At 39.3% G+C, this 25,540-nt stretch carries 28 protein-coding genes; 13 read left to right on the forward strand and 15 right to left on the reverse strand.

Annotated elements, in window-relative coordinates; genetic code table 11:
• Positions 1-7: 7 nt before the first annotated feature.
• Both J0A69_RS10275 and J0A69_RS10280 read right to left on the reverse strand, forming a co-directional pair.
• Positions 8-2,227 (reverse strand): xanthine dehydrogenase family protein molybdopterin-binding subunit, encoded by a 2,220-nt coding sequence (locus tag J0A69_RS10275; protein ID WP_206586465.1) that lies wholly within the window; start codon positions 2,225-2,227, stop codon positions 8-10.
• Positions 2,224-2,697 (reverse strand): (2Fe-2S)-binding protein, encoded by a 474-nt coding sequence (locus J0A69_RS10280; RefSeq protein ID WP_206586466.1) that lies wholly within the window; start codon positions 2,695-2,697, stop codon positions 2,224-2,226. Before J0A69_RS10280 ends, J0A69_RS10275 begins: the two co-directional genes overlap by 4 nt.
• A gap of 197 nt (positions 2,698-2,894) precedes the next feature.
• Between J0A69_RS10280 and J0A69_RS10285 the strand changes: the two genes are divergently transcribed.
• From J0A69_RS10285 to J0A69_RS10310, 6 genes are all read left to right on the forward strand, one after another.
• Positions 2,895-4,676: an SGNH/GDSL hydrolase family protein gene (locus J0A69_RS10285; protein ID WP_206586467.1), complete on the forward strand. Its 1,782-nt coding sequence runs from the start codon at positions 2,895-2,897 to the stop codon at positions 4,674-4,676.
• Positions 4,677-4,684: 8 nt separating this feature from the next.
• Positions 4,685-5,182, forward strand: coding sequence for a GNAT family N-acetyltransferase (locus J0A69_RS10290; RefSeq protein ID WP_206586468.1), 498 nt, complete (start codon positions 4,685-4,687; stop codon positions 5,180-5,182).
• A 57-nt stretch (positions 5,183-5,239) separates the two neighbouring features.
• Positions 5,240-6,391, forward strand: a complete 1,152-nt coding sequence (locus tag J0A69_RS10295; protein WP_206586469.1) for an aminotransferase class V-fold PLP-dependent enzyme — start codon at positions 5,240-5,242, stop codon at positions 6,389-6,391.
• Positions 6,392-6,457: 66 nt separating this feature from the next.
• On the forward strand, positions 6,458-6,826 hold the full coding sequence (locus tag J0A69_RS10300; RefSeq protein WP_206586470.1) for a DUF2116 family Zn-ribbon domain-containing protein: 369 nt from the start codon (positions 6,458-6,460) through the stop codon (positions 6,824-6,826).
• A gap of 13 nt (positions 6,827-6,839) precedes the next feature.
• Positions 6,840-7,259 carry a VOC family protein gene (locus J0A69_RS10305; RefSeq protein WP_206586471.1) on the forward strand — a complete coding sequence of 140 codons (420 nt, stop codon included), beginning with the start codon at positions 6,840-6,842 and terminating at the stop codon, positions 7,257-7,259.
• Positions 7,260-7,280: 21 nt separating this feature from the next.
• On the forward strand, positions 7,281-7,562 hold the full coding sequence (locus J0A69_RS10310; RefSeq protein ID WP_206586472.1) for a GNAT family N-acetyltransferase: 282 nt from the start codon (positions 7,281-7,283) through the stop codon (positions 7,560-7,562).
• Here the strand turns inward: J0A69_RS10310 and J0A69_RS10315 are convergent.
• Positions 7,559-7,825: a hypothetical protein gene (locus J0A69_RS10315; protein ID WP_206586473.1), complete on the reverse strand. Its 267-nt coding sequence runs from the start codon at positions 7,823-7,825 to the stop codon at positions 7,559-7,561. The two genes, J0A69_RS10310 and J0A69_RS10315, sit on opposite strands and share 4 nt — an antisense overlap.
• A 25-nt stretch (positions 7,826-7,850) precedes the next feature.
• Here J0A69_RS10315 and J0A69_RS10320 point away from each other — a divergent pair, with 25 nt between their 5' ends.
• The 3 genes from J0A69_RS10320 to J0A69_RS10330 all read left to right on the forward strand — a co-directional run bounded on the left by J0A69_RS10320 (position 7,851) and on the right by J0A69_RS10330 (position 11,119).
• A complete protein-coding gene (locus J0A69_RS10320; RefSeq protein WP_206586474.1) occupies positions 7,851-8,258 on the forward strand; it encodes a GNAT family N-acetyltransferase in 408 nt (135 codons plus the stop codon).
• A gap of 223 nt (positions 8,259-8,481) precedes the next feature.
• Positions 8,482-9,987: a S10 family peptidase gene (locus tag J0A69_RS10325; protein ID WP_206586475.1), complete on the forward strand. Its 1,506-nt coding sequence runs from the start codon at positions 8,482-8,484 to the stop codon at positions 9,985-9,987.
• Positions 9,988-9,991: 4 nt separating this feature from the next.
• Positions 9,992-11,119 carry a serine hydrolase domain-containing protein gene (locus J0A69_RS10330; protein WP_206586476.1) on the forward strand — a complete coding sequence of 376 codons (1,128 nt, stop codon included), beginning with the start codon at positions 9,992-9,994 and terminating at the stop codon, positions 11,117-11,119.
• A gap of 4 nt (positions 11,120-11,123) precedes the next feature.
• Here the strand turns inward: J0A69_RS10330 and J0A69_RS10335 are convergent, their stop codons facing one another.
• From J0A69_RS10335 to J0A69_RS10345, 3 genes are all read right to left on the reverse strand, one after another.
• A complete protein-coding gene (locus J0A69_RS10335) occupies positions 11,124-11,513 on the reverse strand; it encodes a response regulator (RefSeq protein ID WP_206586477.1) in 390 nt (129 codons plus the stop codon).
• Positions 11,514-11,687: 174 nt separating this feature from the next.
• Positions 11,688-13,316, reverse strand: coding sequence for a chaperonin GroEL (gene groL, locus J0A69_RS10340; RefSeq protein WP_206586478.1), 1,629 nt, complete (start codon positions 13,314-13,316; stop codon positions 11,688-11,690).
• Between the two features lie 38 nt (positions 13,317-13,354).
• The gene (locus tag J0A69_RS10345; RefSeq protein ID WP_184493485.1) at positions 13,355-13,633 is read right to left on the reverse strand and encodes a co-chaperone GroES; all 279 of its coding nucleotides are present in this window, start codon (positions 13,631-13,633) and stop codon (positions 13,355-13,357) included.
• A 217-nt stretch (positions 13,634-13,850) separates the two neighbouring features.
• Between J0A69_RS10345 and J0A69_RS10350 the strand changes: the two genes are divergently transcribed.
• Complete coding sequence (locus J0A69_RS10350) at positions 13,851-14,570, forward strand: hypothetical protein (protein WP_206586479.1); 720 nt, start codon at positions 13,851-13,853, stop codon at positions 14,568-14,570.
• Positions 14,571-14,572: 2 nt separating this feature from the next.
• Here J0A69_RS10350 and J0A69_RS10355 read toward each other — a convergent pair whose 3' ends face one another.
• The 9 genes from J0A69_RS10355 to J0A69_RS10395 all read right to left on the reverse strand — a co-directional run bounded on the left by J0A69_RS10355 (position 14,573) and on the right by J0A69_RS10395 (position 23,405).
• On the reverse strand, positions 14,573-15,520 hold the full coding sequence (locus tag J0A69_RS10355) for a sterol desaturase family protein (protein ID WP_206586480.1): 948 nt from the start codon (positions 15,518-15,520) through the stop codon (positions 14,573-14,575).
• Positions 15,521-15,683: 163 nt separating this feature from the next.
• Positions 15,684-16,049 carry a preprotein translocase subunit SecG gene (gene secG / locus J0A69_RS10360; RefSeq protein WP_206586481.1) on the reverse strand — a complete coding sequence of 122 codons (366 nt, stop codon included), beginning with the start codon at positions 16,047-16,049 and terminating at the stop codon, positions 15,684-15,686.
• 10 nt (positions 16,050-16,059) lie between these two features.
• Positions 16,060-16,818, reverse strand: coding sequence for a hypothetical protein (locus J0A69_RS10365; protein ID WP_206586482.1), 759 nt, complete (start codon positions 16,816-16,818; stop codon positions 16,060-16,062).
• A gap of 32 nt (positions 16,819-16,850) precedes the next feature.
• On the reverse strand, positions 16,851-17,390 hold the full coding sequence (gene lptE / locus J0A69_RS10370) for an LPS assembly lipoprotein LptE (RefSeq protein ID WP_206586483.1): 540 nt from the start codon (positions 17,388-17,390) through the stop codon (positions 16,851-16,853).
• The gene (locus J0A69_RS10375) at positions 17,374-18,666 is read right to left on the reverse strand and encodes a sigma-54 interaction domain-containing protein (protein ID WP_206586484.1); all 1,293 of its coding nucleotides are present in this window, start codon (positions 18,664-18,666) and stop codon (positions 17,374-17,376) included. The genes lptE and J0A69_RS10375 overlap by 17 nt, the downstream gene beginning before the upstream one ends.
• Positions 18,663-20,141, reverse strand: a complete 1,479-nt coding sequence (gene miaB, locus J0A69_RS10380; protein WP_206586485.1) for a tRNA (N6-isopentenyl adenosine(37)-C2)-methylthiotransferase MiaB — start codon at positions 20,139-20,141, stop codon at positions 18,663-18,665. The genes J0A69_RS10375 and miaB overlap by 4 nt, the downstream gene beginning before the upstream one ends.
• Before the next feature lie 145 nt (positions 20,142-20,286).
• Complete coding sequence (gene dinB / locus J0A69_RS10385) at positions 20,287-21,381, reverse strand: DNA polymerase IV (protein ID WP_206586486.1); 1,095 nt, start codon at positions 21,379-21,381, stop codon at positions 20,287-20,289.
• Positions 21,362-22,561, reverse strand: coding sequence for an anthranilate synthase component I family protein (locus tag J0A69_RS10390; protein WP_236032792.1), 1,200 nt, complete (start codon positions 22,559-22,561; stop codon positions 21,362-21,364). The genes dinB and J0A69_RS10390 overlap by 20 nt, the downstream gene beginning before the upstream one ends.
• A 118-nt stretch (positions 22,562-22,679) precedes the next feature.
• Positions 22,680-23,405: a YceI family protein gene (locus J0A69_RS10395; RefSeq protein ID WP_206586488.1), complete on the reverse strand. Its 726-nt coding sequence runs from the start codon at positions 23,403-23,405 to the stop codon at positions 22,680-22,682.
• A gap of 146 nt (positions 23,406-23,551) precedes the next feature.
• On the opposite strand from J0A69_RS10395, the gene J0A69_RS10400 reads away from it, so the two are divergent.
• From J0A69_RS10400 to J0A69_RS10410, 3 genes are all read left to right on the forward strand, one after another.
• Entirely contained in the window at positions 23,552-24,064 is a 513-nt protein-coding gene (locus J0A69_RS10400) for a gamma carbonic anhydrase family protein (RefSeq protein WP_206586489.1), read from the forward strand.
• Between the two features lie 98 nt (positions 24,065-24,162).
• On the forward strand, positions 24,163-24,699 hold the full coding sequence (locus J0A69_RS10405; RefSeq protein ID WP_206586490.1) for a hypothetical protein: 537 nt from the start codon (positions 24,163-24,165) through the stop codon (positions 24,697-24,699).
• A 101-nt stretch (positions 24,700-24,800) separates the two neighbouring features.
• The gene (locus tag J0A69_RS10410) at positions 24,801-25,514 is read left to right on the forward strand and encodes an alpha/beta hydrolase-fold protein (RefSeq protein ID WP_206586491.1); all 714 of its coding nucleotides are present in this window, start codon (positions 24,801-24,803) and stop codon (positions 25,512-25,514) included.
• Positions 25,515-25,540 lie beyond the last annotated feature (26 nt).

Below are 25,540 nucleotides of genomic sequence, written 5' to 3' on the forward strand. Positions count from 1 at the left end.
AGCTGGCTCAACTTAAAATCTTTTCAGGAGTGATTGGCAAATCATAAACCCGCTTACCACTAGCCTTATACACCGCATTTGCAATGGCTGCACCAGTTGGAGGCATGGAAACTTCTCCGCCTCCTTCTGCTGCTTCTTCTGGTCTATTGATCATGTGGACTTCCACTTCCGGGATTTCCGGGAACCTGAAAATCGGATAGCTGTCCCAGTCTTCACTTGTGATTTTATTTCCTTCAAAAGTCACCTCTTCTTTCAGTGTCCAGCTTGCAGCCTGAATCATTCCACCTTCAAGCTGATTGATGATTCCGTCCATGTTGATGATTTCTCCTACGTCCACTGCGGCCCACATTTTGAGAACTTTCACTGCACCGCTCTTAGTGTCAACAGCTACATGCACAGCCACCGCAGCATATGCAGTGGTGTTTTTATATCGGGAAAAAGCAAAGCCAATTCCTTCGCCATCGTTCAGTTTTGCTGAATTTGTTGTCTCTTTGATTTTCTTCAAAACCTCTATCGCTCTAGGATCTTCAAGATGTGTCAGGCGAAATTCAATCGGATCTTTTCCTTCTTTTTCCGCCAATTCATCCATAAAAGACTCAATTGAAAAAATAGTCCCATAAGATCCTAAGCTCCTCAAAGAGGATACTCTCAATGGACCATTAAAGAAATGTGCATTGACCTGCATGTTTGGAATCGAATAATAGGGATCAGCATTTCGATGACCTCCTCCCAAGTAGCCTCTTCCTTTCAGTTGGGCTGGAGATTCCAAATAGCGGGTATCCAATAAAGTTGCCGGATCGCTATCGGGACGCATACTATGGGTGTCTGTCCATACATCCGTAGTCCATGTTTGGATTTTCCCCTGAGAGTCCAGCCCAGCTTTTAAATCCAAAATCATCGAACTTCCATATGGTTCCCAGGTATGTTCGTCTTCTCGGGACCATTGCACCCGGATATGTTTTCCTGGCAAAGTCATAGCAAGAATTGCCGCATCCGCAGCTGCATCATCTGCAGTACTATGGCCAAAGCATCCAGCTCCCGGAACAGAGATGACATGAATTTTTTCTTGATCCATTTTAAGCATTCCGGAAATAGCTCTCCGCATTGGGTAGATTCCCTGACTATGGGACCAGATATGTAGGATATCTCCGTCAAACATTGCAATGCCACATCCTGGGCCGATGGATCCATGTTGCAGGTATGGTTTGGTATAGCTCGCCTGATAGGTGCTTATTCCATTGTTTGCCTCATTAACATTCCCATCATTTCTGATTTGCTGAGGTGGATCGGCAATTTCTTTCAGGTGGGAATACATATTTTCCTGTCTTGGAAAATCTGGGCTTTCCGACCATTGGGAGCGCTTTTTTAGAAAATCCACTGCTTTTACAGCTTCATATTCTCTTACAGTAATTACACCCACAAAACTTCCATTGACAACTGTTTTGACCAAGCCGGAAACTGCAGAGCCAAGCCCTGAATCATCCAATTTCTCCAATTTTGATTGGTATCCTGCTGGTCTTAAAACCCTGGCATGGAGCATTCCGGGAAATCGTAAATCCTGAATGTAAATTTCCTCAGCACGAACCATTTTAGGAATGTCTTTTCTCGGAATAGCTTTTCCAACATAGCGATAACCAGATTTGACTTTCACCGGAACAGGCTTGGTCACTTCCATCTCTAATTGCGCACCCTCTAAAAGCTGAGCAAAATTCATGGATTGACTTCCGTTTTTGGTTTTCACAAGACCGTTGTAAAGAATCAATTCGGATTCAGGGGTATTCAGTTTTTTGCTTGCCAGTTCCAATAATTTTTTCCTTGCCATAGCAGCAGCATATCTAGCAGACATGGCGCTATTGGGCACAGAACCGCTACCCGCAGTGTAGCCTTCATCAGGAGTCAAACCAGTTTCAGCCAAATGAACTTCCACTTGATCCAATTCCATATCCAACTCTTCAGCGGCAACTTGACAAATGGCCATTCTGATTCCTTGACCCAATTCCACCTTGCCCGAAAAAACCTTTACGCTACCATCTTCCATTACCCGAAGCCATGCATTTATTTGATTGGCATTTCGCATGCTCCCTGGGAGATTTCCATTATATAAGACACGCGCAGCCATTTCTGGATCTTGATTCAGGAAAGCAAAACCAAGCATCGGAAACCCTACGCTGATATAGCCTAGGTTCTTTAGGAATTTTCTTCTGGAAGTTTTTGGAAGTTCAATCATAATCCTGCTGAGTTTTTAACTGCTTTTTTGACGGCTTTGATGATTCTCGCTTGAGTGCTGCATCTGCATAGGTTCAGTTCCAGCGCTTCCTTTATTTCTTCATCGTTTGGATTTGGCTTTGAATCCAGTAAAGCAACTGAAGCCATGACCATCCCATTGAGGCAATACCCGCATTGCGCAGCTTGCTCTTCGACAAATGCTTCTTGAACAGGATGAAGTTTTCCATTTTTATCTGCCAATCCCTCCAAAGTGATGATTTCGGCATCTCCAACTGAAGAGATTGGTCTTATGCAGCTAGTTGCAGCTTTTCCATTGATCAAAACCATACAGGCCCCACATTGAGATAGTCCACAGCCAAACTTTGGACCGTTGAGTTCGAGATGATCTCTCAATACGTAGAGTAATGGGGTGTCAGAGTCGGCCTCGATGGTTTTTTTAGAACCGTTGAGTTTTATTGTGAATTTGGGCATGGTAGCAAAAGTCAAATTCCAAGTTAAGAAATTGGAAGGGGAATTGGGATGCCATTTATCAAAACTGAGACCTTTGGCCGTATCTCAAATCTATATACCTAAAATGTTTTCTTAAGCTTTAAGATTTTACAAGAAGAAATATTTCCATTTATCCCAATACCCATTCTCTGAGAAAAAATCCCGATTTTAAGCATCTTATGAAAAATCAGCATTCTTATTCTCGGCTTTTACTCTCTCTTCTATTTTTATTTGGATTATTAAGCTTTGCGCAAGCTCAGGAATCTAGCAGTTTAAAATGGTGGAATCCTTCGGAAAGTGCATTTCCAGTGATTTCGGGTCAATCATGGGCGGATGAAGTTCCTTCCCTCTATCATCGACTTCCTGCCAGAGCTGAGAGTAATGTGCGAACCGCAGTTTGGAATCTTTCCAAGCAATCTGCTGGATTGTCGATTCGATTCTGGAGTAATTCAGACACAATTCAAGTCAGATATAAAGTGAAAGGCAATATTTCAATGCCACATATGCCTGCAACAGGAGTCAGTGGTTTGGACCTTTACAGCAAATCATATGATGGGGAATGGGCTCGAAGCTGGGGTAGATATTCTATCAAAGAGGAGTCTTCTTACACTTTTGTGATCAATGACGATTCTCCTAAATATGAAAAATACGGGAGAGAGTATCAGCTATTTTTACCCCTTTACAATGAGGTAGAAAACCTTGAAATTGGAGTTGAGAAATCTGCCTTTTTTGAGGTTCTTCCAGTCAGAAGAGAGAAACCAATCGTAGCATACGGAACATCTATTTGCCAAGGTGCATGTGCCAGCCGACCCGGCATGGCTTGGAGTAATATTCTAGAGAGGAAGTTGGAAAGACCGGTTATGAACTTTGGTTTTTCGGGAAATGGCAGAATGGAGCCTGAGGTAATTGCTCTTCTGACAGAGATAGATGCCAAAGCTTATATATTGGATTGTTTACCCAATTTAAGCCCAGATTCACATGATGTGTACCAATTGACACTAGATGCTGTACATCAATTGAAATCTAAAAGACCCAATGTTCCGATTATTTTGACAGAGCACGTGGGGTATGCTGATTCCTTCACCAATATCAAAAATGCAGATCATGTCAAAAGACTAAATGAGCAATACAAAAAAGCCTTTTTGAAACTGAAAGAGGAGGGAGTAACAGGTATTTACCTATTGGAAAACGAGAGTATGGGTTTGGGTTTTGAATCCTTTGTGGACATCATCCATCCGAATGATTACGGAATGATCCAATATGCTGAGGCTTATGAAAAATTGATTTTGGAAGTTTTAAATGAGGAAAAGGGTCAAATTTTTACCACAATTTCCACTAGTCAAAGTAGGGATATAGCTGTCTATAAGTGGGAGGAAAGACATCAGGAAATCCTGAAAATGAATCAAGAGAATCCTCCTAAAATCTTACTGTTTGGCAATTCGATCGTGAATTTTTGGGGCGGTGAACCCAAGATTAAAACTGTCAATGGACCTGATTCTTGGGAAAATATGCTCAAACCCGCTGGCGTTCGGAATTTTGGTTATGGATGGGATAGAATAGAAAATGTATTGTGGAGAATTTATCATGATGAATTGGATGGATTTGAAGCAGATCAGATTCTATTGATGATCGGGACAAATAATCTTCAAATCAACTCCCAACAAGAAATAGTTCTTGGGCTTGAAAACCTCATTCAGGAAATCAAAGAACGACAACCATCCAGTGAAATAGTGATGGTTGGGTTGCTGCCAAGAAGAGGGATGGAGAAGGAAGTAGAGCAGATCAATTTGAAAATTTCGCAAATGGCTGATTTGGCAAATGCTATATACTTGGAGGTTGGGAAAGGCCTTTTGTTACCAGATGGAAAATTGAATGAATCGCTTTTTTCAGACGGATTACATCCCAATGAATCTGGTTATCAAGTGATAGCTAAAGAGTTGGTTCCAAAACTCCATAAATAATTTGTGTGATGATACAGATTCGACCTGCTGATAATAAAAATGACCTAGATGGCATCTGGGAGATTTTTTCAAAGGTGATTCAAACAGGGGATACTTATGTTTTTGATCCAAAAACTCCCAAGGAAAAGCTTTCAGATCTTTGGTTTGCCAGCTCCATGGATACATTTGTTTTGGAAAATGAAAGTGGGAAAATAGCAGCAACATATTTCATCAAGCCTAATCAGATTGATTTAGGTAATCACATCGCTAATTGTGGGTACATGGTTCATCCTGATGAGCAAGGAAATGGTTATGGAAGTATGCTTTGTGAGCATTCCATTCAATTTGCTAAGCAAAAAGGCTATTTAGGAATCCAGTTTAATATTGTGATCAGCACCAATCATGCTGCGATTCACCTTTGGAAAAAACATGGTTTCGAAATTATTGGAACCACTCCAAAAGGATTCAGGCATAGCCAGCTCGGATTTGTAGATACTTTTGTGATGTTTTTGAATCTTAAAAGCTGACAGGTTTGTTTCATTTTTCGTAAATACTACTTTATCAAAGTACTTTAATCATTTTCCATGCTCCACTGCCAAAAACACCTTTTCACACTAGATCCAGAAATTCATTACCTCAACAATGCTTATCGTGCTCCGTTGCTAAAAGCTTCTGAGGAGGCTGGCATTGCTTCAATAATCAATCAGAGAAGTCCACATAAATTCAGCTCAGATGATTTTTTTGACGGAGTAATGGATGTAAGGTCTGCTTTTGCAAAGCTTGTGAACTGTTCGGCAACTGATGTGGCAGTAGTGCCATCCACTTCTTATGGATTTACCTCAGTTTTAAACAACATCAAAACCGGCAAAGGAAAGAAAGCGATTACAGTCAAAGATGAGTTTCCAAGTGGCTACTTTTCGCTGGAAAGATGGTCCAGAGAAAATGATGCAACACTTCAGGTAATAGCACCTTATCCGAATCAGAATCAAAAAGGAGCAAATTGGAATAAGCGTCTTATTGATGCTATCGATTCAGAAACTGCAGTGGTTTTGATTTCGTCGATTCATTGGATGAGCGGAGTCAAATTTGATTTGGAATCCATTGGAAATAGATGTCAAGAAGTAGGAGCTTATTTCATTGTCGATGGAACCCAATCAGTGGGTGCGATGCCAATTGATGTCAAAGCATTCAAGATTGATGCTTTTGTCTGCGCAACATACAAATGGTTGTTAGGACCTTATTCCCTCGCTTTGGCTTTTATTGGAGAAAAATTCGCAGATGGAAATCCTTTAGAAGAATCATGGATGAACCGGGTCAATGCCCGTGATTTCAGTTCGCTATCTGATTACGCTTCTAACTATCAACCCGGTGCAGGTAGATTCAATGTGGGTGAAACAAGTAATTTCATTTTGATGCCCATGTTGAAAACAAGTTTGAATCTTTTACTGGAATGGAAACCGGAATCGATTCAAGAATATGCACGTAAACTCAACGCTCCTTTAAGAGAATTTGTCCAGGAAATCGGTGGTTCTGTGGAAGATGATGAATTTCTTGCTTATCATTTAATCTCTCCTAAACTCCCTTCAAAAATTGATTTGCCAAAATTAAAGCAGGCACTTGATAAGCAACAGGTTTTTCTTTCCGCCAGAGGCGAGAATTTGAGGGTTTCTGTAAATGTGTTTAATACTGAGGAAGATATTCAGCAACTTATAGAGGTTATAAAAGCTGAATTGTAAACTAATTTTATAAATATCGTTCCTGAAATTCGTTTAATTTCTTAGATTAAGGTTAGTTTTTTGGGTATGAGCATAGAAAAAAGAACCTGTTTGAATTGTGGTGAACCGATCCGTGGACGGGTGGATAAGAAGTTTTGTGATGATTCTTGTAGAAACAATTATAACAATCAGCAAAATGCCATTTCAACCAATCTGATTCGAAACATCAATAATGCCCTAAAGCGGAACAGAAATATTTTGGAAAGCTTGATCCCGGCAGGGGAGGACCTGGCAAAATCATCTAAGGATAAGCTGATGCGCGCAGGTTTTAATTTTAAGTATTTCACCCATATCTACACCAATAAGAAGGGAAATCAATACCATTATTGTTATGATTTTGGTTTCCTGGAATTGGAAAACGATTGGTTTTTAATAGTCAAAGGCAAAGAACAATAAAACAGAGATTCGAATGAAAAAACGCGTGACTGCAATTGGAGGAATATTTTTCAAAGTAAAAGATCCATCCAAAACCAAAGACTGGTATAAAAAACATCTTGGACTTCAAACAGATGATTATGGGACTACTTTTGAATGGAGAAGTTCAGAAAACCCAGATCAAAAAGGGTTTACTCAATGGTCTCCAATGAAAGACACAACTGGTTACTTTAAGCCTTCTGAGAAAGATTTCATGATCAATTATTGTGTTGAAAATTTAGAAGAACTAGTGGAAGAATTGAAAAAAGAAGGGGTTACGATTCTAGATGAAATAGCTTCTTACGATTATGGAAAATTTGTCCATATTTTAGATCCAGATGGGCATAGTATTGAGCTTTGGGAGCCTGTCAATGAAGTCTATGATGAAATGGTAGAAAAGAAAACGGAAAGTTAAAACTTGGTTATTTAATTAAAAATGGAAATACAACATCAATTTGATGGTAGAAAAGGGTCCTTCTATATTGAAGAAGGAGCGAAGCGATTTGCAGAGATGGTCTATGTTATGGCTGGTCCAAAAAAGCTGATCATTGAACATACGGAAGTAGATGATTCACTTCAAGGCCAAGGCATCGGAGCCAAATTATTGGAAGCTTTGGTGGATTACGTCCGAAAGGAAGAAATTAAAGTTTTGCCACTCTGCCCATTTGCAAAAGCCACTTTCAAAAAACGCCCAGATCTTCAGGATGTCTTGACTTAACTCATCATATAAAGAATCAGAAACAGGATAAATCCACCAATCCAGACTCCTCTAAAGGTCCATTTTCTAAAATTCTCTTGTTTGATTTTTCTTTCTATCCTGAAATGAATTGACTCATCCAAAGCTTTCAAATTGACCAAATCAATTTTCTCCTTGTAAGAATAGGAATCTGAAACGACAGGAATTGGTCGGATCTTACCTAAATTTCGGTTGTCTTTCAAAGAATGATTACCCGACAAACTAAAACCTGCTCCTCCTGCCATAAACCTTGAATTAATTCTTTAATATATGGTTTCTATTCAAACAGAACAAACAATCACATTGGGAGAATTCATAAAAGTTTTGAATGAATCGGGCTTGGGAAAAAGGAGACCAATGGAAGATGAAAATCTCTTAAACCAGATGGTTTTGGGAGCCAATCTATGGGTAACTGCTAGGGAAGAAGGAACTCTGATCGGACTGATGCGGGGCATTTCTGATTACTGCTATCGCACTTTTGTGGCTGATCTTGCAGTCATTGAGAGTTGGCAAGGAAAAGGAATTGGAAGGAAATTGTTGATTTGCACCCGGGAAGTTGCTCCCTCCGCCAGGCTTTTTCTTTTTTCTGCAGAAGATGCGGAAGATTTTTATAGAAAATTGGGCTTTCACCTGCATGAGCGATGCTATCAATTGAAAACAGACGAGCCATTGTGCTGATTTTTTAGTAAACTGCTTCTGAATTCAATGGATCGGACAATTGCATTTAAAATTGATAAAGGAAGGATTTTCTTTATCCTTTCATTTAGATAATTGTTTTCAAAAATTGGATTAGCGATTTCTTCTGAAATATGAGGAATCAAATTTGAAATTAGAGCCCGAAGTTTTGGGCTTTTTTTAAAAAGTAGTTTAAACCTTTCCACTCAACCAAAATCAAAGAATCATGAAAGTCAGATTTTTATTTGTCCTTTTCTTGGTTTCAACTTTTGCCTTTGCTCAGGAAAAAGAAGAAGCTAAGAAAGACACACCAAAAGCACAGGTTTTTGAATCCAAGCAGTCCGTTACCATCGATGGGAAAACTATCAATCTGAATGCAAAAGCCGGTACTTTTGAATTGAAAGATGAGCAAAATAAGCCAATTGCCCTTTTTGGGTTCACGGCTTATTTCAAAGAAAATCCTGAGAAAAACAGACCGATAATTTTCTCTTATAACGGAGGACCAGGATCTTCTTCCTATTGGCTTCATATGGGAATCATGGGGCCAAAAAGAATTGTGGTCGACGATCCAAACTACAACCAAGCTGGACCTTATGAATTGGCAAACAATGAGTATTCTATTTTAGATGTAGCAGATGTCGTGATGATGGATCCGGTTGGTACTGGCCTTAGTGTCCCAATTGGAGATGCAACTGGCAAAGACTTCTGGGGAGTAGATCAGGATATCAGAAGTGTGAGTTTATTCATCATGCAGTTTTTGAAGGAGTATGATCGTTTGAATTCTCCTAAATATATCTTGGGAGAGAGCTATGGTACTTTCAGAAATGCCGGCGTGATGAGTAATCTCTTAGACAATGGTTATGCGCTTAATGGTGTGATCATGGTATCCTCAGTATTTGATCTAAGAACCTTGTTTTTTGTTCCTACAGAAGATATTTCCAATATTGTTTATTTGCCAACGGTGGCTGTAACGGCCAGATATCATGACAGGATAACCAATAAAGGAGCTGATTTAGAATCCTTTGTCCAAGAGGTTAGAGAGTTTACTGAGAATGAATATGCACCAGCTCTTTTTAAAGGAAATACCATATCTGAAGCTGCAGAAAATGCCATTGCCCAAAAACTGGAAGGCTATACTGGCATTTCGGCAGAGATTTGGAAAAGAGCCGATCTAAAACTGAATGCAGGGGAGATTTTTCAGGAAATGCTCCGCGATGAAGAAATGACAGTAGGTCGATTGGATTCTAGATACAAAGGGATAAACAAAGACCCAATGTCAATGGCTTCTTTCACAGATCCTCAGAGTGATGCTATTTCCCCAGCTTATACCAGCTTATTCTTGGATTACTTCCATGGTTCTTTGGGAGTAAGTAAAGATTTACTTTATGCTCCTTCAGCTTATAGTAAAGAAGGATTTAAATGGGATTGGTCACATAATGGAAACCAATATTGGGGAACTACTGGTGCCATCACCACACTTCCGGATATGGCTGATGCTTTGAGCAAAGACCCGAATATGAAAGTCTTGATCATGAATGGTTATTATGATCTAGCCACGGTGTTTTATGGTGTGGAGCACTCGATATCTCACTTGGGATTACCAAAATCAGCTTCAGATCGTATTATCATGACTTATTATGAAGCAGGTCACATGATGTACACACACCTTCCTTCTGCTGCCAAGTTTCGTGCAGACTTAAAAGATTTTATTCAGGATACATTAAGGAAATAAGGATATGAAATCCAGCAACTTTCATTGTTTTATTCATCAATTGCAACTGGCAGGTAAAGTAATTGCGAGTTGCTGGATTTTATTTTTCACTTCCTGTGTCGACGCACAGCAACCTTCAAAAGGTGTCAATTTATATTTCCCAGACTCAGAGACTTCAACCTGGGAGGAAGTTAATTATCAGGAATTAAACTGGGATGGAACTGCTTTAGCAGAGCTTTTAGCCTGGTTGCCAACCCAAGATACACGAGCTTTTATCATTCTAAAAGACGGTAAAATTGTAGTGGAGGAGTATTGGGGAAGCAAGTTGACCGGAATGGGGGAGATGGACCAAAATTCACTTTGGTATTGGGCATCGGCAGGAAAAACATTGACTGCGGCCTTGGTGGGAATTGCTCAGGAACAAAGGTTATTATCCATTAAGGACCGGACTCAGAAATATTTGGGAGAAGGTTGGACTTCTCTCAGTAACGATCAGGAAAGGGATATTCGAATTTCCCATCAACTCAGAATGACCACGGGTTTGGATGATGGAGTGGCCAATAGAGATGATGTCAGTCCTGCTTCTTTGGTTTTCAAAGCAGAAGCTGGGACTAGATGGGCATATCATAATGCTCCCTACACCTTATTGGAAAAAGTTGTAGAAAAAGCTTCAGAGTCTAGTTATCAGAATTTTTTCAAAAATAATCTGGGTGAAAAAATCGGAATGACTGGTTTTTGGCAGCAAACAGGTGAGAATAACGTTTTTTATAGCAATGCCCGATCAATGGCTCGCTTTGGTCTATTGTTACTGGCAAATGGCTATTGGAAAGATCAGAAAATCTGGTCGAGTAGATACTTTGAAGACCTTCATGAATCTTCACAAAAATTGAATGAAAGCTATGGGTATTTGACCTGGCTAAATGGAAAGAATTCCTACATGTTTCCGCAAAGCCAACAAGTCTTACCAGGTAGTTTGATTCCTCAGGCTCCAGCAGACATGTACCAAGCCATGGGGAAAAATGGGCAGTTCTTGATGGTCATTCCATCGGAGAATATGGTGGTAGTAAGAATGGGAGGAGCTCCTGGAGATTTGCCGGTTCCTTTTTTGTTGATCCGGGATATCTGGGATAGACTAGCTCCAGTTATACAATAATCGCTTATTTGTTGTATTTGGACAGTTGAAAATGAATCTTGTCCAATGTGAGAGGTTTCTCTAAAAATCCGGATACAATTTCAAAATCCTGTGCTTTTTGTCTATCCTGAAAGTCGATAGAACTGGAAAGGATAACTATTTTATCATTTCTGTGAGGGTATTTTTCCTTGTATTCCTCGAGGAATTCCCAACCGTTCATGACAGGCATGTTGATGTCCAGAAAAACCAATAATTCTTTTTCTAAAGGTATGTCTCCGATGCGTTCTATAGCATATTGACCCTCTAAAAATTCCTCTATCGTCTCTGATACTCTAACCTTACTCAAAAGCCTGTTATTTATCAGGTTGTTGATTGGGTCATCATCCACTAGAAAAATGGCGTCAAAGTGAATCATTGAATGATTTAATAATATCAGTTGGGGTATTCATAGCAAAATACAATTATTCCATATCCTAGAAAAAGTATTTTCTTGGTTTTTTAATAAAAAATACGTTTTGCACCTTATAATCAGACAAATAAAAAAGGAGATCAAAATGATCTCCTTAGTTTATTTATCAAATGTTCGGAATTACATCATTCCGCCCATTCCTCCGCCGCCCATTGGAGGCATAGCTGGAGAATCTTCTTTCACATCTGCTACCACACATTCAGTAGTCAATAGCAATGCTGCGATTGAAGCTGCATTTTCAAGTGCCAATCTAGTTACCTTAGTTGGGTCGATAACACCAACTGCAAATAGATCTTCGTATTTGTCAGTTCTTGCGTTGTAACCGAAGTTTCCAGAGTTTTCTCTGATCTTGTTGATTACTACAGAAGGCTCACCACCTGCATTGGAAACGATAGTTCTCAATGGAGATTCGATTGCTTGTCTGATGATGTTGATACCAGTATCCTCATCTTCATTCAATCCTTTCAAGTCAGCAAGTGCTTCGCTAGCTCTGATTAGAGCCACACCACCACCTACTACTACACCTTCTTGTACAGCAGCTCTAGTAGCGTGCAAAGCATCATCTACTCTGTCTTTTTTCTCTTTCATTTCTACTTCAGTAGCAGCACCGATATAAAGGATAGCTACACCACCAGAAAGCTTAGCAAGTCTTTCTTGTAGTTTCTCTCTGTCGTAGTCAGAAGTAGTTTTCTCGATTTGAGCTTTGATCTCAGAAACTCGACCTTTGATAGCATTTGCATCTCCAGCTCCGTTTACGATCGTTGTATTGTCTTTGTCAATGTTGATTTTTTCAGCTCTACCAAGCATATCAACAGTTGCATTTTCTAGTTTGAAACCTCTTTCTTCAGAGATTACAGTACCGCCAGTCAAAATAGCAATGTCTTCCAACATAGCTTTTCTTCTGTCACCGAATCCTGGAGCTTTCACCGCAGCAACTTTCAGAGCACCTCTGATTTTGTTTACTACCAAAGTAGCAAGAGCTTCGCCGTCTACATCTTCAGAAATGATGACCAATGGCTTACCAGACTGAGCAACTGGCTCAAGAACTGGAAGCAATTCTTTCATTGAAGAGATTTTCTTGTCATAGATCAAGATGTAAGGCTGCTCCAATTCAGATTCCATTTTCTCTGTGTTGGTCACAAAGTATGGAGAAAGGTAACCTCTATCAAACTGCATACCTTCTACAGTTTTTACTTCAGTTTCAGTACCTTTTGCTTCTTCTACAGTGATTACACCGTCTTTTCCTACTTTGTCCATTGCGTCAGAAATCATTTTACCGATTTCTTCGTCATTGTTAGCAGAAACAGTAGCGACCTGAGCGATTTCTTTAGAAGTAGAGATTTCTTTAGAGTTCTCTCTCAATTTTGCAACAACAGCAGCGACAGCTTTGTCAATACCTCTCTTAAGGTCCATTGGGTTAGCACCAGCCGCAACGTTTTTGATACCTACGTTGAAAATAGACTGTGCCAAAACAGTTGCAGTTGTAGTTCCATCACCTGCATTGTCTGCAGTTTTAGAAGCTACTTCTTTCACCAATTGAGCACCCATGTTTTCGATTGGCTCAGCAAGCTCAATCTCTTTTGCTACAGAAACACCATCTTTGGTGATAGTTGGTGCACCGAATTTCTTATCTAGAATCACATTACGACCCTTAGGTCCCAATGTTGTTTTTACTGCGTCAGCTAATGCGTCAACACCTTTTTTCAGGCGGTCTCTAGCATCTGTGTCGAAAAATAATTCCTTAGACATATTTTTTGATTTTTTAGGTTAACGTTTTTGGTGATTACTTACAGGATAGCGAAAATATCAGATTCTCTCATGATGAGGTAATCCTTGCCATCTACATTCAGTTCAGTACCAGAGTATTTTCCGTACAATACGGTATCTCCTACTGAAACAGTCAAGGGCTCATCTTTTTTACCATTACCCACTGCTACTACGGTGCCTTTCTGAGGCTTTTCTTTTGCAGTGTCCGGGATATAAAGTCCGGATGCGGTTTTCTCTTCAGCTGCAGCTGGCTGTACCAAAACCCGATCTGCAAGAGGTTTGATGTTCACGTTTGACATATTATGTATTTGTTTAAAATGTTAGATTAAAATGCATATGGCTATTAGCACTTCCTGTGCCATTAGCAGATATTTAAAAAAGGCTGACAAATCGGCTGTAAATGTCAGGTGACTGCCTCTACCAATACGACAGATTGGAAAAAAAGAACTGTCAATTTTTCCAAAACTGTCAGTTTTTATGTCAGATTTTAGTATTTTTTGGTAAACCTATATCCCTATGAAGACATTACCGAAAAACTGGATTGCCGAAGGCTTGATTGATTTTGAGTATAAGAAATACCAGCTGCTGGCATACTTACAGGAGACAGACCAACAATTTGATGCGACAAAGCTCTACCCGGTACTTGGAGAGCTGATTGAGCATCATCGGCTTTTGGATGATTTGAAAAAAGGAAAGTCTGAGTTGAAAAACCTTTTTCCTAAGGCTATCTCAGTTATTGATCTCCAAAATGCCAAAATCCATTATCAACCCAGGGAAAATGAAAGTGATTTGATGCAAGAAATTGCCAATATCACAGAGTACGCCCTTCCTTTATTTTCTCAGCAAATCCACAAAGGGAAAGAGATTTATCAGCATGTTGAAAGCCAAGTTAAATTTGAACCGGTAGGAATTATGCCAATTTATACACAAGAAGGGTTTATTCTGGTTTCCAAAGAGTCCAAGGCTGATATCCATGCTTTCAGATACCAATCCAGCTTCTTGCAATTGGCAGGGGAGAAGTTCCGAAGCATACGCATGTGGCTAGTTGGGATTTTTCAGAAATCTCTTGTGAATACCTTGGAGAAAATCAAACTACAATTGATCCGGGAAATTAAAGAATTGCCGAATCCTGCAACTTGGAGATTGCATAGCCCGCATGATTTTCCAATGGAAGAAACATTGCTACCAATCAGCAAGAGGTTGCTGCTTCAGCATGTTTCACCAGATAAAGGCTGAAATTATTTCTCCTGAACTTCCAGGGCTAATACCTTCTCCTCAACTTCAGGAGAAGGGTTAGCTGTTATGCTTTTTTCAGCTTTTTCCCTGTTGGCTATCACCTCAGCTCCTGGCTTGTCAAAAAGAACTCTCCATCCTTCTTTGAAATCTTTGGCCTTTCGAAGGTCTTTGAAAATATCAACCCACTCGTGAAAAACCAGGTAGATCGGATTGTAGGAAGTGACAGGTTTTGTGATCCCATAAGTTGGTCTTTCTCCTTCTGGCATAAATGTGCCAAACATTCTATCCCAAATAATAAATGTGGAACCGTAATTTTTGTCTAAGTAATGCTCGTCGCTGGCGTGGTGAACGCGGTGATGTGATGGTGTGGTAAAGAAAAACTCTATTGGTCTTGGCAGTTTTGTGATGTATTCTGTGTGAATCCAAAACTGATATAAAACCGCAATTTGATGACAGATAAAGAATACAAATGGATTGAATCCCATAAACATCACAGGGAAAAAGAATATCACTTTGATGTGCTGGGTCCAGCCTAATCTGAAGGAAACAGAAAGGTTGTATTTGGATGAATTGTGATGGGTAATGTGAGTAGCCCACCAAAACCGCTGCTCATGAGCTATTCTATGTGCCCAGTATCTTGCAAAATCTATCGCTACAAAACAAAGGATAAAAGACCACCAAGTTACCGGAATGGTAAAAGGTGAAATATTATAGAAGAACAAGGCCGATCCAAAAGTGGCTAGTTTGATTAATGCGCTGATCCCAACATTGACTAATCCAATGGTGGAAGCTGCGAAAAAATCTTTGGTATTATAAGCGTCTTTTTTCTGATAGGCGCTGATGCCCCATTCAATAAAGACGAGTAGGAACATGATCGGGGCTGCCCATAAGATTAAGTTCGGCCAATTTTCGATATGCAAGTCCTCTAGACGAATAGGTTTTGTATTCATTTGGAAAGGTTATGAGAGATGATAAAATGTTCTGGTAGCTCAAAAACGAATCAAAAGACCAGATTTTGGTGACTAGATAGGAAAATACTAGATCGAACTTATTTAAACAAAAAAAGTCTGCCCTTTTGAGGCAGACTTTCAATTTTTTCTCGAATTACTCTAATTATTCACCACCTGAGGTAGTGTCTTCGCTAGTCGCAGGAGTAGTTTCAGTAGGCAATAAGCTTTCGTCATTTCCAAAAGCAGGTGCTACAACTTGCTGTTTTGCATTTTCGATATTGGGAGATGAGAATTGGTTTGACTGGCCCTCTGTATAAAATGCAGAAGATGCCAAAGACAGTACTAAGATAGAAACTGCCAATACCCAAGTAGCTTTTTCCAAAACATTTCCAGTTCTAGTGACACCCATAATTTGAGATGCACTACCACCAAAAGCTGCTCCAACGCCACCTTTAGAGTTTTGACCTAAAATAACTAGTATCAGCAATACAGCTAAAATCAGGATAACGGTGATTAATAAAGTAAACATATAAATGGGATTATTCTTTCAGTTTTTCAATCAAGTCCGCAAAGTAAGACCTTTTATCCGGAAATTTCAATATCAATTTCTCATAAATTTCCTTTGCCATGGACTTTTTGCCTTGTGCCACTAGTAATTTGGCGTATGATTCAGAAATCAAATTGTCATTGATCTGAGTGCTATTGGCTGCCAGGTTTTCAGTATTTTGATTTGCTTCTATTTCCTTGATTGTAGCCAGTTTGATGGACTTTTTGCTAAAAGCTTTGATCAAATCATTCTGCTCTTTCTTTTTACTGTCAAGGATTTCCTTTTTCTCTTTCTGTTTAATTGACTCAATCAGGTCATCTTTAGGCGGTTTCCTTCTTTTTCGGACTGGTTTAGGAGCTTCTTCCGGCAAATCTGTTACTTCAGGAGCCTTCGTTCCTTTTAAGTCATTCCCTAATTTAACCAGCGATTGAGTTCTAAGATTTGGATCTTTTTTTCCTCCAGTTTCTTCTGGTAATAAATCTTCAGTTTCAGGTGTAGATTTAGAGGAAGGTGTATCAGTTTTCTTATGAATAAAATTCTTTAACCAAATTCTATCAGGACTGGTGATAGCCGCAAAACCCAACGAGTCGGATCCTTTTGAAGGACTTTTCAGATAATCATACCTCGCGGCAAGTACATGTGGAATCTGGAAATAAGGGAAGTTTTCCTGAATTTTCTTCAATGACAATAAATCACTTCTTTCAGGAGCTTCTGACTTATTTAAAATTTCTATAAACTGAGCTGCGTTCACGCTGGGGAATTTTGGGATTTAATATAGGGATTTTACCAGTTAGCTACTGTAGCAGTGAAGATATCTTGGATAATATTTTGAAAGATTTCCTCTACCAGTTGGCTTTCTACATCCAAAAGAGTAGTGGTTCTGGAATCATAGTCTTTAAAGAACGAAAAAGTCCTTCTGAGATTTTCTTCCTCATTGGCTAAATTGATGTATTCCACTTCTACAGAAATGGTCAGTCGCATCTGACCGGCACGGTCAGGGAGATTCGGGTCAGAACTGGAAACAGCAGATTGAGGGGTCAACCTATATCCGTTGATTGCTCCTGCAAACTGAAGATCTCCATTTGATCGAACCAGCTCTAATTGCGTGTTTCTTTGGTAATATTCCTTGAGGGATTCAGTAAATAGCTGCTCCATGTTGGCAGGGCCACCCCCTGAATCATTGAAGAAATTTTCTACCGTAAAGGTCTGAACCAAGTCATAATTAATATTGGTGCCTGTGAAACTGTATTTTACCGAACAGCCCTGAAACAGTAAGAATATTCCAACAGCAAGTAATCCTCTCAACTTATTGATCGATTTCATATTGTTTGATCTTCCTGTACAAAGTTCGTTCGGAGATTCCCAAATCGCTCGCTGCATATTTTCTCTTGTTATTATGTTTGCGCAAAGCCTTCAGAATCATTTCCTTTTCTTTTCTCTCCAAAGAAAGCGAATTATCATCTTCCTCATGGTAAATATCTTCAATGACATTGTCTTCGTAGTCATCTTCTTCAATTGAATTGCCCTTTTGAGGAGCAATCACCAACGGAACGGAATAATTTGGACTGCTTTCACTTGGTTCTTTAGCCGCGATTCCGCTGTCCATGTCTTCAAATAACCCTTGATGTTTTTGGATGATGCTTTGGTTTAGACCACCGCTTTGATATGATTCCAGCACGAGTTTTTTCAACTCGTTCATGTCTTTTTTCATATCAAAAAGGACTTTGTAAAGGATATCTCTTTCCGAAAAGTCCGTAGATTCTGATCCAGCACTTGGATTATTTAACGCCATAGGAAGCCTGGAATTGTCAGTTGGCAAATATCTTGACAAGGTTTCGGCATTCACGTCTCTGGATTCTTCCAAAAGAGAGATTTGCTCGGCTAGATTTTTTAACTGGCGGATATTTCCTGGAAAAGGATAGCGCATAAGCAAACGCTGTGCGTCTAAGTCTAAAGAGATCGGTTTCACATGATATTTCTCAGAAAAATCAGAAGTAAATTTTCTGAAAAGTAAAACCACATCTTCACCTCGTTCCCTCAGCGGCGGCACATAAATAGGCACCGTATTCAAACGATAGTAAAGATCTTCCCGGAATTTTCCTTTTTCTACTGCTTTTAAAAGCTTGACGTTAGTCGCTGTGATGACGCGAACATTCGTTTTTTGCACTTTGGAAGAACCAACCTTGATAAATTCTCCATTTTCCAAGACCCTTAAAAGTCGGGCTTGAGTTCCAAGTGGCATTTCGCCGATTTCATCCAAGAAAATAGATCCTCCGTCAGTTACTTCAAAATATCCTTTTCTAGCTTCATGAGCGCCGGTAAATGAACCTTTTTCATGTCCAAAAAGCTCTGAATCAATGGTTCCTTCAGGTATCGCACCGCAGTTGATTGCAATGAATTTCCCATGCTTGCGAAGGCTAAGTGAATGGATGATCTTTGAAAAGCTTTCCTTCCCACTTCCACTTTCACCTGTGATCAATACAGTCATATCTGTTGGAGATGCCTGCATTGCCACCTGAATCGCATGATTCAAAAGCGGACTATTTCCGATTATCCCAAATCGTTGTTTGACACTTTGTATTTCCGCTTCTGTTATCATCCAATAGCTGGGTTTACAGTGATGATTTCTCCGAATAAAGTCGCAGGAGTACAATCAATGATTTTCACGAGTACGTAATCGCCAATTTTATAATCTCCTGCCGGGATGATGACCACTTTATTGGCTGAGTTTCTTCCTCTGTATTCCTGGTCAGATTTTTTAGAAATACCCTCTACTAGAATCAACTGCTCTTTGCCAAGATCCATTTTGTTTCTTGCATGAGAAAGTTCACTTTGCTTGGTAATTACCTCTGCAAGCCTTCTTTTCTTTATTTCTAGCGGAATATCATCCTCAAATTTTTTGGCAGCCAAAGTTCCTGGACGCTCTGAGTAGAAGAACATGTATGAAAAATCATACTGCACAATGTCCATAATAGATAAGGTATCCTGATGCTCTTCCTCTGTTTCTGTACAAAAACCAGTAATCATATCAGAGGAAATTCCACATTCATCGCCAAGGATATCTCTGATTGCCCGAACTCGATCCAGATACCATTCCCGATCATAAGTTCTGTTCATCAGTTCCAAAACACGACTATTTCCGCTTTGCACAGGCAAGTGAATGTATTTACAGATGTTGTCGTACTTTTTCATGGTGTAAAGTACCTCGTCTGTGATGTCTTTTGGATGGGAAGTCGAGAATCTGATACGAAGCAAAGGACTTACTTGAGCCACCATTTCCAATAGATTGGCAAAATTGACAACAGTACTGACTGCACCTTCTTTTTTCTCCAGTCTTGCTTTATTGTTTTCTTCTGGAGACCATTTGTAGCTATCCACATTTTGGCCTAAGAGTGTCACTTCTTTGTAGCCTTTGTCAAACAGATCCTGAGCTTCTGCCACGATGGAATGTGGATCACGGCTTCTTTCTCTTCCTCGAGTGAATGGAACCACACAGAATGAACACATATTGTCACATCCACGCATGATGGAAATGAACGCAGTGACTCCATTGGAATTCAATCTTACAGGCGCAATGTCCGCATAGGTTTCTTCTCTGGAAAGAAAAGTATTCACCCCTTTATTGCCATCTTCTGCTGCAGAAACCAAATTTGGTAAGTCCCTGTAAGCATCTGGACCAACTACAACGTCAACTATTTTCTCTTCTTCAAGAAGCTTGTCTTTCAATCTTTCAGCCATACAACCCAAGACTCCAATAGTCATGTCTGGGCGACTTTTTTTGGCTCTATTGAAATCAGAAAGGCGCTTTCTTACTGTTTGTTCGGCTTTTTCTCGAATCGAACAAGTATTTAAAAATATTACATCTGCTTGGTTGAAATCCGAAGTTGTATCAAAACCATTTTCTTTCATAATGGAAGCGACAATTTCAGAATCGGAAAAATTCATTGCGCAACCATAGCTTTCTATGTAAAGCTTTTTGGTTTTGCCGGTGTTTTCATCGGCAGTTGTTTTGAAATCACATGCCTGAGCTTCCTCAGCAGAGATGATATCTATGTCTTTAATCAAATTATCCATGAATAGAATTTCTTTCGGGATGCGAAATTAATAAAATGCAGACAAAATGGCAGTTTGATTGTCTGATTTATTTCAAGCATACGGATGATTCAGTTTTAGAGCTGAGGGAATTGGGCTTTTTTGTCTAAAAATTTTCTAAATCCTATTAAAGCTCGAAAGGGATCTTCAATTGTTCTCCAAAATGCTGTACCTCCTCTGTGATATTCAAGTTTGAAAGGCCAAGACCCAAAAGGCGAACTGGTTTTGGGATTTCTTCTTGGTTCAAAAGCTCTTTTGCCAAGTCCCAGATATGATTGGTTTCAACGTATTGCTCCAGGGTTTTACTTCTGGTCTGTTGGGTGAAATCAGCATATTTTATTTTTAAAGTTACGGTTCTGCCTTTTACTCCAGTTTTTTCCAATCTCCGAATTAGTTCCTCGTAGATTGAGTTTAAGGACTGTTCCATTTCCTCTAAAAGCACTAGGTCCTTTTCAAAAGTATTCTCAGCACTTAGAGACTTCCTCAAACGATGCGGTTGCACTTCCGAGAGGTGGATTCCACGTACTATATTGAAATAGTGTAGGCCTGATTTTCCGAATTTCTTGGTAAGAAATTGCAAAGAAAACTGCTTTAAATCCGCCCCGTTATGAATGCCGATTTTCTGCATTTTCTCAGCTGTTACCTTTCCAATCCCAAAGAATTTCCCGATTGCCAGCTTCTCAAGAAACTCCTCAGCTTCTTCAGGTAGAATCACTGCTTGACCATTGGGTTTGTTTAGGTCAGACGCGATTTTGGCTAAGAATTTATTGTAACTCACCCCAGCCGATGCATTGAGTCCCGTTTTGATTTTTATTTTCTCACGGATTTGTCGGGCAATTAAAATGGCTGATTTCAGACCTTTTTTGTTTTCTGTTACATCTAAAAATGCCTCATCAAGGGATAGTGGTTCCACCAAATCCGTGTATTCAAAAAAGATCTCCCGAATCTGATAAGAGATTTCTTTGTATCGATCAAAGCGGGGTTTAGCAAAAATTAGCTGAGGACATTTTCTGGCAGCGATGCTAGAAGCCATCGCTGAAAATATTCCATACTTTCTTGCTTCATAGCTGGCTGCCGCGACCACACCACGGGATTCATTTCCTCCGACTACCAGTGGTTTTCCTCTCCATTCCGGATGATCCATTTGCTCCACAGATGCATAAAATGCATCCATATCCACATGGATGATTTTTCGGACAGGGTTATTTTCTGGGTTTTCCATGGAGTACTTCCAAAAGTACCTGAGCTTTTAACAGACATTCTTCGTATTCCAGAGCTGCCTCAGCATCTGAAGTAATGGCACTTCCAACTCCAAAATATAGTTTTTTTGTGGCTAGGTCAGCGAGGATGCTTCGAATAATAACAGAAAAGTCAAAATCTCCTTTTTCATCTATCCACCCAAATGCTCCTGAAAACCAATTTCTTTTGAAGGATTCCAGTTCATCTATTAATTCCATGGTTCGGATCTTTGGTGCTCCGGTCATACTTCCCATTGGGAAAGTGGCGTCTATGATCTCCTTAAATGAAATGTCTGGCTTCAAGGTAGATTGTACAGTTGAGATCATCTGGAAAACTCTGGGTAGCTCATAAATGCCAAAAAGCTCTTGAACTTGAACCGAACCAGTTTTTGAGATTTTGGAGAGATCATTTCTGGTCAAATCAGTGATCATCAGATTTTCAGCTCTCTCTTTTTCACTTTCTAAAAGTGCTTGTTTGTTTTCCTGATCCTCAATCTCATTCTTTCCTCTTCTAATGGTTCCTTTGATAGGCTGTGCAATGATTTTTGTTCCGACTTTTTTTAAAAATCGCTCAGGTGAAGCTGAAACAAGCCATTTTGAACCTGCTTTAAAAAGGACAGAGAATGGCATGGGAGACACTTCCTGTAATTGAAAGAAAGAAGAAATTGGATCCCAATTTTCAAAAGTGCCTTCGAAGGTCTGACAGAAATTTAATTCATACGTTTCTCCTTCACGGATTTGCTCTTGGATTGCATGGACTTTTTCGATGTATTCCATTTTATTCAAATGTGAGATTACATCGCAGGAGGTATTGCTATTAGGTAATTCTACTGTTTCAATTTCCTTCCAAAACCCTTCGCTGAGCTTGTATTTACTGTTTACTTGATCCTTTTCAAATTGAAAACAGATACTAGGTGTGAAAAAGCAAAGTTCGGGAAGACCTAAATAAGAAGGGTTTTCACTTTTCAGCTTTTCAAGCTGGTTTTTATAATCATAACCAATTATCCCTACTTTAAATTGTTTCCGGGATTCATTCCAGATTTCACTTTCACTCAATTCTTGGGATCCTGCGAAAAATAAATTTTGAAAAGGTTCTGAAGGGTAGGGGGATGCGTTTCCATCCAAGTAGGCAAAAAAATCGAAATTGGAATTTGCCCAATACATTAATTTTTGCTTCCAAAACTTAAATCCAGGAGAATATTGATAAGGGAATCGCTTCATCAGAGCACAAAAAAAAGAGGAATTCGGCTGAATTCCTCTTTAAAATATTTTTTAATACTGATTAGTCTACCGCTTTCACGTCCAGTTCAAGAGAAACTGTATTGTAGATAAACTTATCTTTTGCTTTGTCTACTGCAGTAGCTTCGTCGCCATATGCTAGACCCCAAGCTGTTCTGTCAATATTGAAACCAGCTTTCGCTACAACAGCACCGTTTTCAATTGAAACAGCCGCTGGGAACTTGATATTTTTTGTAGTTCCTCTCATAGTCAAGTTACCGCTGATCCAATGCGTTGGATTCTCTGGAGTGATTTCTGAAGCTGCCTTTGGAGTGTTATCAGTTACGAATTGCTCTTTGTCTTCAATTACATCACCTGCTGAAAATGGTTCTACATCAGTGATTTCGAAAGTAGCTTGAGGATAGTTAGCTGCGTCAAAGAAATCTGGAGATTGCAAGTGACCCCAAAGTTTACCGTAGCTCTCATCTGTTTCCTGCATATCTTCGATCTTTAGACCTGTAATGTCAAAAGTGAATTTTCCTCCTGTGATTTCTTCACCTTGAACAGCCAATGTGCCTTCTACAGCTGGAATTTTACCGAAATGCTGTCCTGCTGGCTTATAGCCTCTCCAAGCGATAGTTGTTTCAGTTGGTACAATTTCTAATGTTTTACCTTCTGCTGCTGCTACTTCCTGTGCTTCTGTAGTCTCAACCGTTTCGGTTGGTTTGTTACAGGAGAAAGCGATCATTGCAGCGGCAATGAATAATCCTGATAGTTTAATAGTTCTCATTTTGGTTAGTTTGATAAGGGTTGAAATATTTTGCGAATTTAAATGTATATACATGTAACTCAAAATTTTTCTAAAAGTTTCATTTAGGATAAATAAAGTTCCTACTAAGGAATGCTTAGATTTGATTTGAATAACGATTTCAGCTTATGGCATTAATTATTCCAGTAAACTCAAAAGAGCCAATATTCGGTGATAATTGTTGGCTTGCACCTAATGCAACTGTGGTTGGGGATGTAGAAATGGGTAAAAATTGTACTGTATGGTTCAATGCAGTAATTCGAGGAGATGTACACCAAATCCGAATAGGTGATGACACAAACATACAAGATGGGGCAGTTATCCACTGTACGTATCAAAAACACCCCACTATAATTGGCAATAAAGTTTCGATTGCCCATAACGCTGTCGTGCATGGATGTACAATTCATGATCGGGTGTTGATCGGAATGGGCGCAATTGTAATGGATGGTGCGGTGGTGCATTCTGGAGCTGTAATCGCAGCTGGGGCAGTAGTTCTGGCAGGGACGGTTGTTGAGGAAAATTCAATTTATGCAGGAATGCCTGCGAAAAAAGTCAAAGATACAGGTGAGGGAATGCAGGAAGTAATTGATCGAACAGCAAGGAATTATCCAATGTATGCAACTTGGTTTTCAAAATAGGATTTTATAATAAAAGCCAGTTTTTTTATAATTATTATAAAAGTATCTTGGTCTAGAATTAAGATTTTTAGTATTTTTAGTTTTTAAATTCATTTTTTATGGTTTCAAAGACAATTTTTTCTTCTCTCGAGAGGAGACCGATATTAATCAGTCTTACTGTACTATTCTTCGGATTCAATTTTTTATTAAAGCATTTTATTTCCGCTGAATATGCACTCGACCTAAAATTTGCATATTCTGTAGACCAAGCTTATCAGGCAATAGGAAGTTTATCAAAATCGGAATTGAATATGTACCAATTTGGAATTTGGGCATTGGATTTTCCTTATATGGTCGTTTACGGCCTTTTAGCCACTGGCTTGTTATTCAAATTATGGAGAAATAAGAAAGTGGTCTTTGTTCCTTTGTTTATCGTACTTTTTGATGCTTTGGAAAATATCCTGATTTCTCAATTGCTCGAAAACTTCCCCGAGCGCCACGAAGATTTAGCAATTTTCGCATCTGTTTTTACCACATTCAAATGGGTTTCTGTCTCCTTTTTAATTCTCCTTTTGCTTTGGGGCATAACTAAATTCTACAAAAGAGAAAAACTCGAGCATACCAAAAGCTTAAAGCCTGAAATGAAAAATTATTAGGCATGATCATCCTAATTAAGTTTTTGTTTTTGAGGATTTTTGACTAGTATTTGATTTGAAGAGGAAACCTCTTAACAATCAGGTATTCAAAGTCAAATTCGATGAAAGAAGAGTATTTTAAGTGGTTTTCAAATTATCTCCAGCGAGATGTCGAGATGCTGGTCTTTGGTCACGCAGGATATCCGGTGGTCGTTTTTCCAACCTCTATGGGTTCTTTTCATGAAAACCGTGACATGGGCTTGATAGAATCAGCTCGATGGTATATAGAGCAGGGTTTGATTCAGATTTATTGCCCTGAAAGCAACGACAAGCAAAGTTTTTACAATAAGCAGCTCCACCCGCATCAGCGCATTCAAAATCATGTGGCTTACGACAAGATGATCTGCCATGAATTAGTGGAGAGAATCAGGCTAAATACCAGAGTAGGCAAAGTTGTGACTGCTGGCTGTAGTTTCGGAGGATATCATGCTGCAAATTTTGCCTTTCGGCATCCAGGTTATGTCAGTCATATGTTTAGTATGTCTGGAGCCTTCAATATCCGCAACTTTATGGATGGATACGTCCACGATGATATCTATTACAATAGCCCATTAGAGTTCTTAGGAGCTCTGAATGACCATGAATTATGGAATATGGATATTGTTTTGGGGACTTCAAATTGGGATATCTGCTTCGATGCTAACCTTAAGATGCATGAGGCACTCAAATCGAAAGGCTTGAATCATTGGTTTGATGTGAGGCAAAATCGAGAACATGACTGGGGAGTCTGGAAGGAGATGTTTCCTCATTATTTATCCAGGATCAAATTTGATTAACAAAGCAAAAATCTACTAATCACCTT

The organism is Algoriphagus pacificus (genome assembly GCF_017254845.1).
Lineage (GTDB): Bacteria > Bacteroidota > Bacteroidia > Cytophagales > Cyclobacteriaceae > Algoriphagus > Algoriphagus pacificus.

What these genes read in the sequence shown, in the direction of transcription:
- J0A69_RS10390 (WP_236032792.1), bottom strand. Translation starts at nt 22,561, where the DNA reads ATGTATTGGGCAAATTCCAATTTCGATTTTTTTGCCTACTTGGATGGA.
- J0A69_RS10345 (WP_184493485.1), bottom strand. Translation starts at nt 13,633, where the DNA reads ATGTCAAACGTGAACATCAAACCTCTTGCAGATCGGGTTTTGGTACAG.
- J0A69_RS10325 (WP_206586475.1), top strand. Translation starts at nt 8,482, where the DNA reads ATGAAAGTCAGATTTTTATTTGTCCTTTTCTTGGTTTCAACTTTTGCC.
- J0A69_RS10375 (WP_206586484.1), bottom strand. Translation starts at nt 18,666, where the DNA reads ATGATAACAGAAGCGGAAATACAAAGTGTCAAACAACGATTTGGGATA.
- J0A69_RS10290 (WP_206586468.1), top strand. Translation starts at nt 4,685, where the DNA reads ATGATACAGATTCGACCTGCTGATAATAAAAATGACCTAGATGGCATC.
- J0A69_RS10355 (WP_206586480.1), bottom strand. Translation starts at nt 15,520, where the DNA reads ATGAATACAAAACCTATTCGTCTAGAGGACTTGCATATCGAAAATTGG.
- J0A69_RS10330 (WP_206586476.1), top strand. Translation starts at nt 9,992, where the DNA reads ATGAAATCCAGCAACTTTCATTGTTTTATTCATCAATTGCAACTGGCA.
- J0A69_RS10305 (WP_206586471.1), top strand. Translation starts at nt 6,840, where the DNA reads ATGAAAAAACGCGTGACTGCAATTGGAGGAATATTTTTCAAAGTAAAA.
- J0A69_RS10350 (WP_206586479.1), top strand. Translation starts at nt 13,851, where the DNA reads ATGAAGACATTACCGAAAAACTGGATTGCCGAAGGCTTGATTGATTTT.
- J0A69_RS10400 (WP_206586489.1), top strand. Translation starts at nt 23,552, where the DNA reads ATGGCATTAATTATTCCAGTAAACTCAAAAGAGCCAATATTCGGTGAT.
- J0A69_RS10280 (WP_206586466.1), bottom strand. Translation starts at nt 2,697, where the DNA reads ATGCCCAAATTCACAATAAAACTCAACGGTTCTAAAAAAACCATCGAG.
- J0A69_RS10395 (WP_206586488.1), bottom strand. Translation starts at nt 23,405, where the DNA reads ATGAGAACTATTAAACTATCAGGATTATTCATTGCCGCTGCAATGATC.
- dinB (WP_206586486.1), bottom strand. Translation starts at nt 21,381, where the DNA reads ATGGAAAACCCAGAAAATAACCCTGTCCGAAAAATCATCCATGTGGAT.
- J0A69_RS10285 (WP_206586467.1), top strand. Translation starts at nt 2,895, where the DNA reads ATGAAAAATCAGCATTCTTATTCTCGGCTTTTACTCTCTCTTCTATTT.
- J0A69_RS10405 (WP_206586490.1), top strand. Translation starts at nt 24,163, where the DNA reads ATGGTTTCAAAGACAATTTTTTCTTCTCTCGAGAGGAGACCGATATTA.
- J0A69_RS10275 (WP_206586465.1), bottom strand. Translation starts at nt 2,227, where the DNA reads ATGATTGAACTTCCAAAAACTTCCAGAAGAAAATTCCTAAAGAACCTA.
- lptE (WP_206586483.1), bottom strand. Translation starts at nt 17,390, where the DNA reads ATGAAATCGATCAATAAGTTGAGAGGATTACTTGCTGTTGGAATATTC.
- J0A69_RS10320 (WP_206586474.1), top strand. Translation starts at nt 7,851, where the DNA reads ATGGTTTCTATTCAAACAGAACAAACAATCACATTGGGAGAATTCATA.
- J0A69_RS10410 (WP_206586491.1), top strand. Translation starts at nt 24,801, where the DNA reads ATGAAAGAAGAGTATTTTAAGTGGTTTTCAAATTATCTCCAGCGAGAT.
- J0A69_RS10310 (WP_206586472.1), top strand. Translation starts at nt 7,281, where the DNA reads ATGGAAATACAACATCAATTTGATGGTAGAAAAGGGTCCTTCTATATT.
- J0A69_RS10300 (WP_206586470.1), top strand. Translation starts at nt 6,458, where the DNA reads ATGAGCATAGAAAAAAGAACCTGTTTGAATTGTGGTGAACCGATCCGT.
- secG (WP_206586481.1), bottom strand. Translation starts at nt 16,049, where the DNA reads ATGTTTACTTTATTAATCACCGTTATCCTGATTTTAGCTGTATTGCTG.
- J0A69_RS10335 (WP_206586477.1), bottom strand. Translation starts at nt 11,513, where the DNA reads ATGATTCACTTTGACGCCATTTTTCTAGTGGATGATGACCCAATCAAC.
- J0A69_RS10315 (WP_206586473.1), bottom strand. Translation starts at nt 7,825, where the DNA reads ATGGCAGGAGGAGCAGGTTTTAGTTTGTCGGGTAATCATTCTTTGAAA.
- J0A69_RS10295 (WP_206586469.1), top strand. Translation starts at nt 5,240, where the DNA reads ATGCTCCACTGCCAAAAACACCTTTTCACACTAGATCCAGAAATTCAT.
- groL (WP_206586478.1), bottom strand. Translation starts at nt 13,316, where the DNA reads ATGTCTAAGGAATTATTTTTCGACACAGATGCTAGAGACCGCCTGAAA.
- miaB (WP_206586485.1), bottom strand. Translation starts at nt 20,141, where the DNA reads ATGGATAATTTGATTAAAGACATAGATATCATCTCTGCTGAGGAAGCT.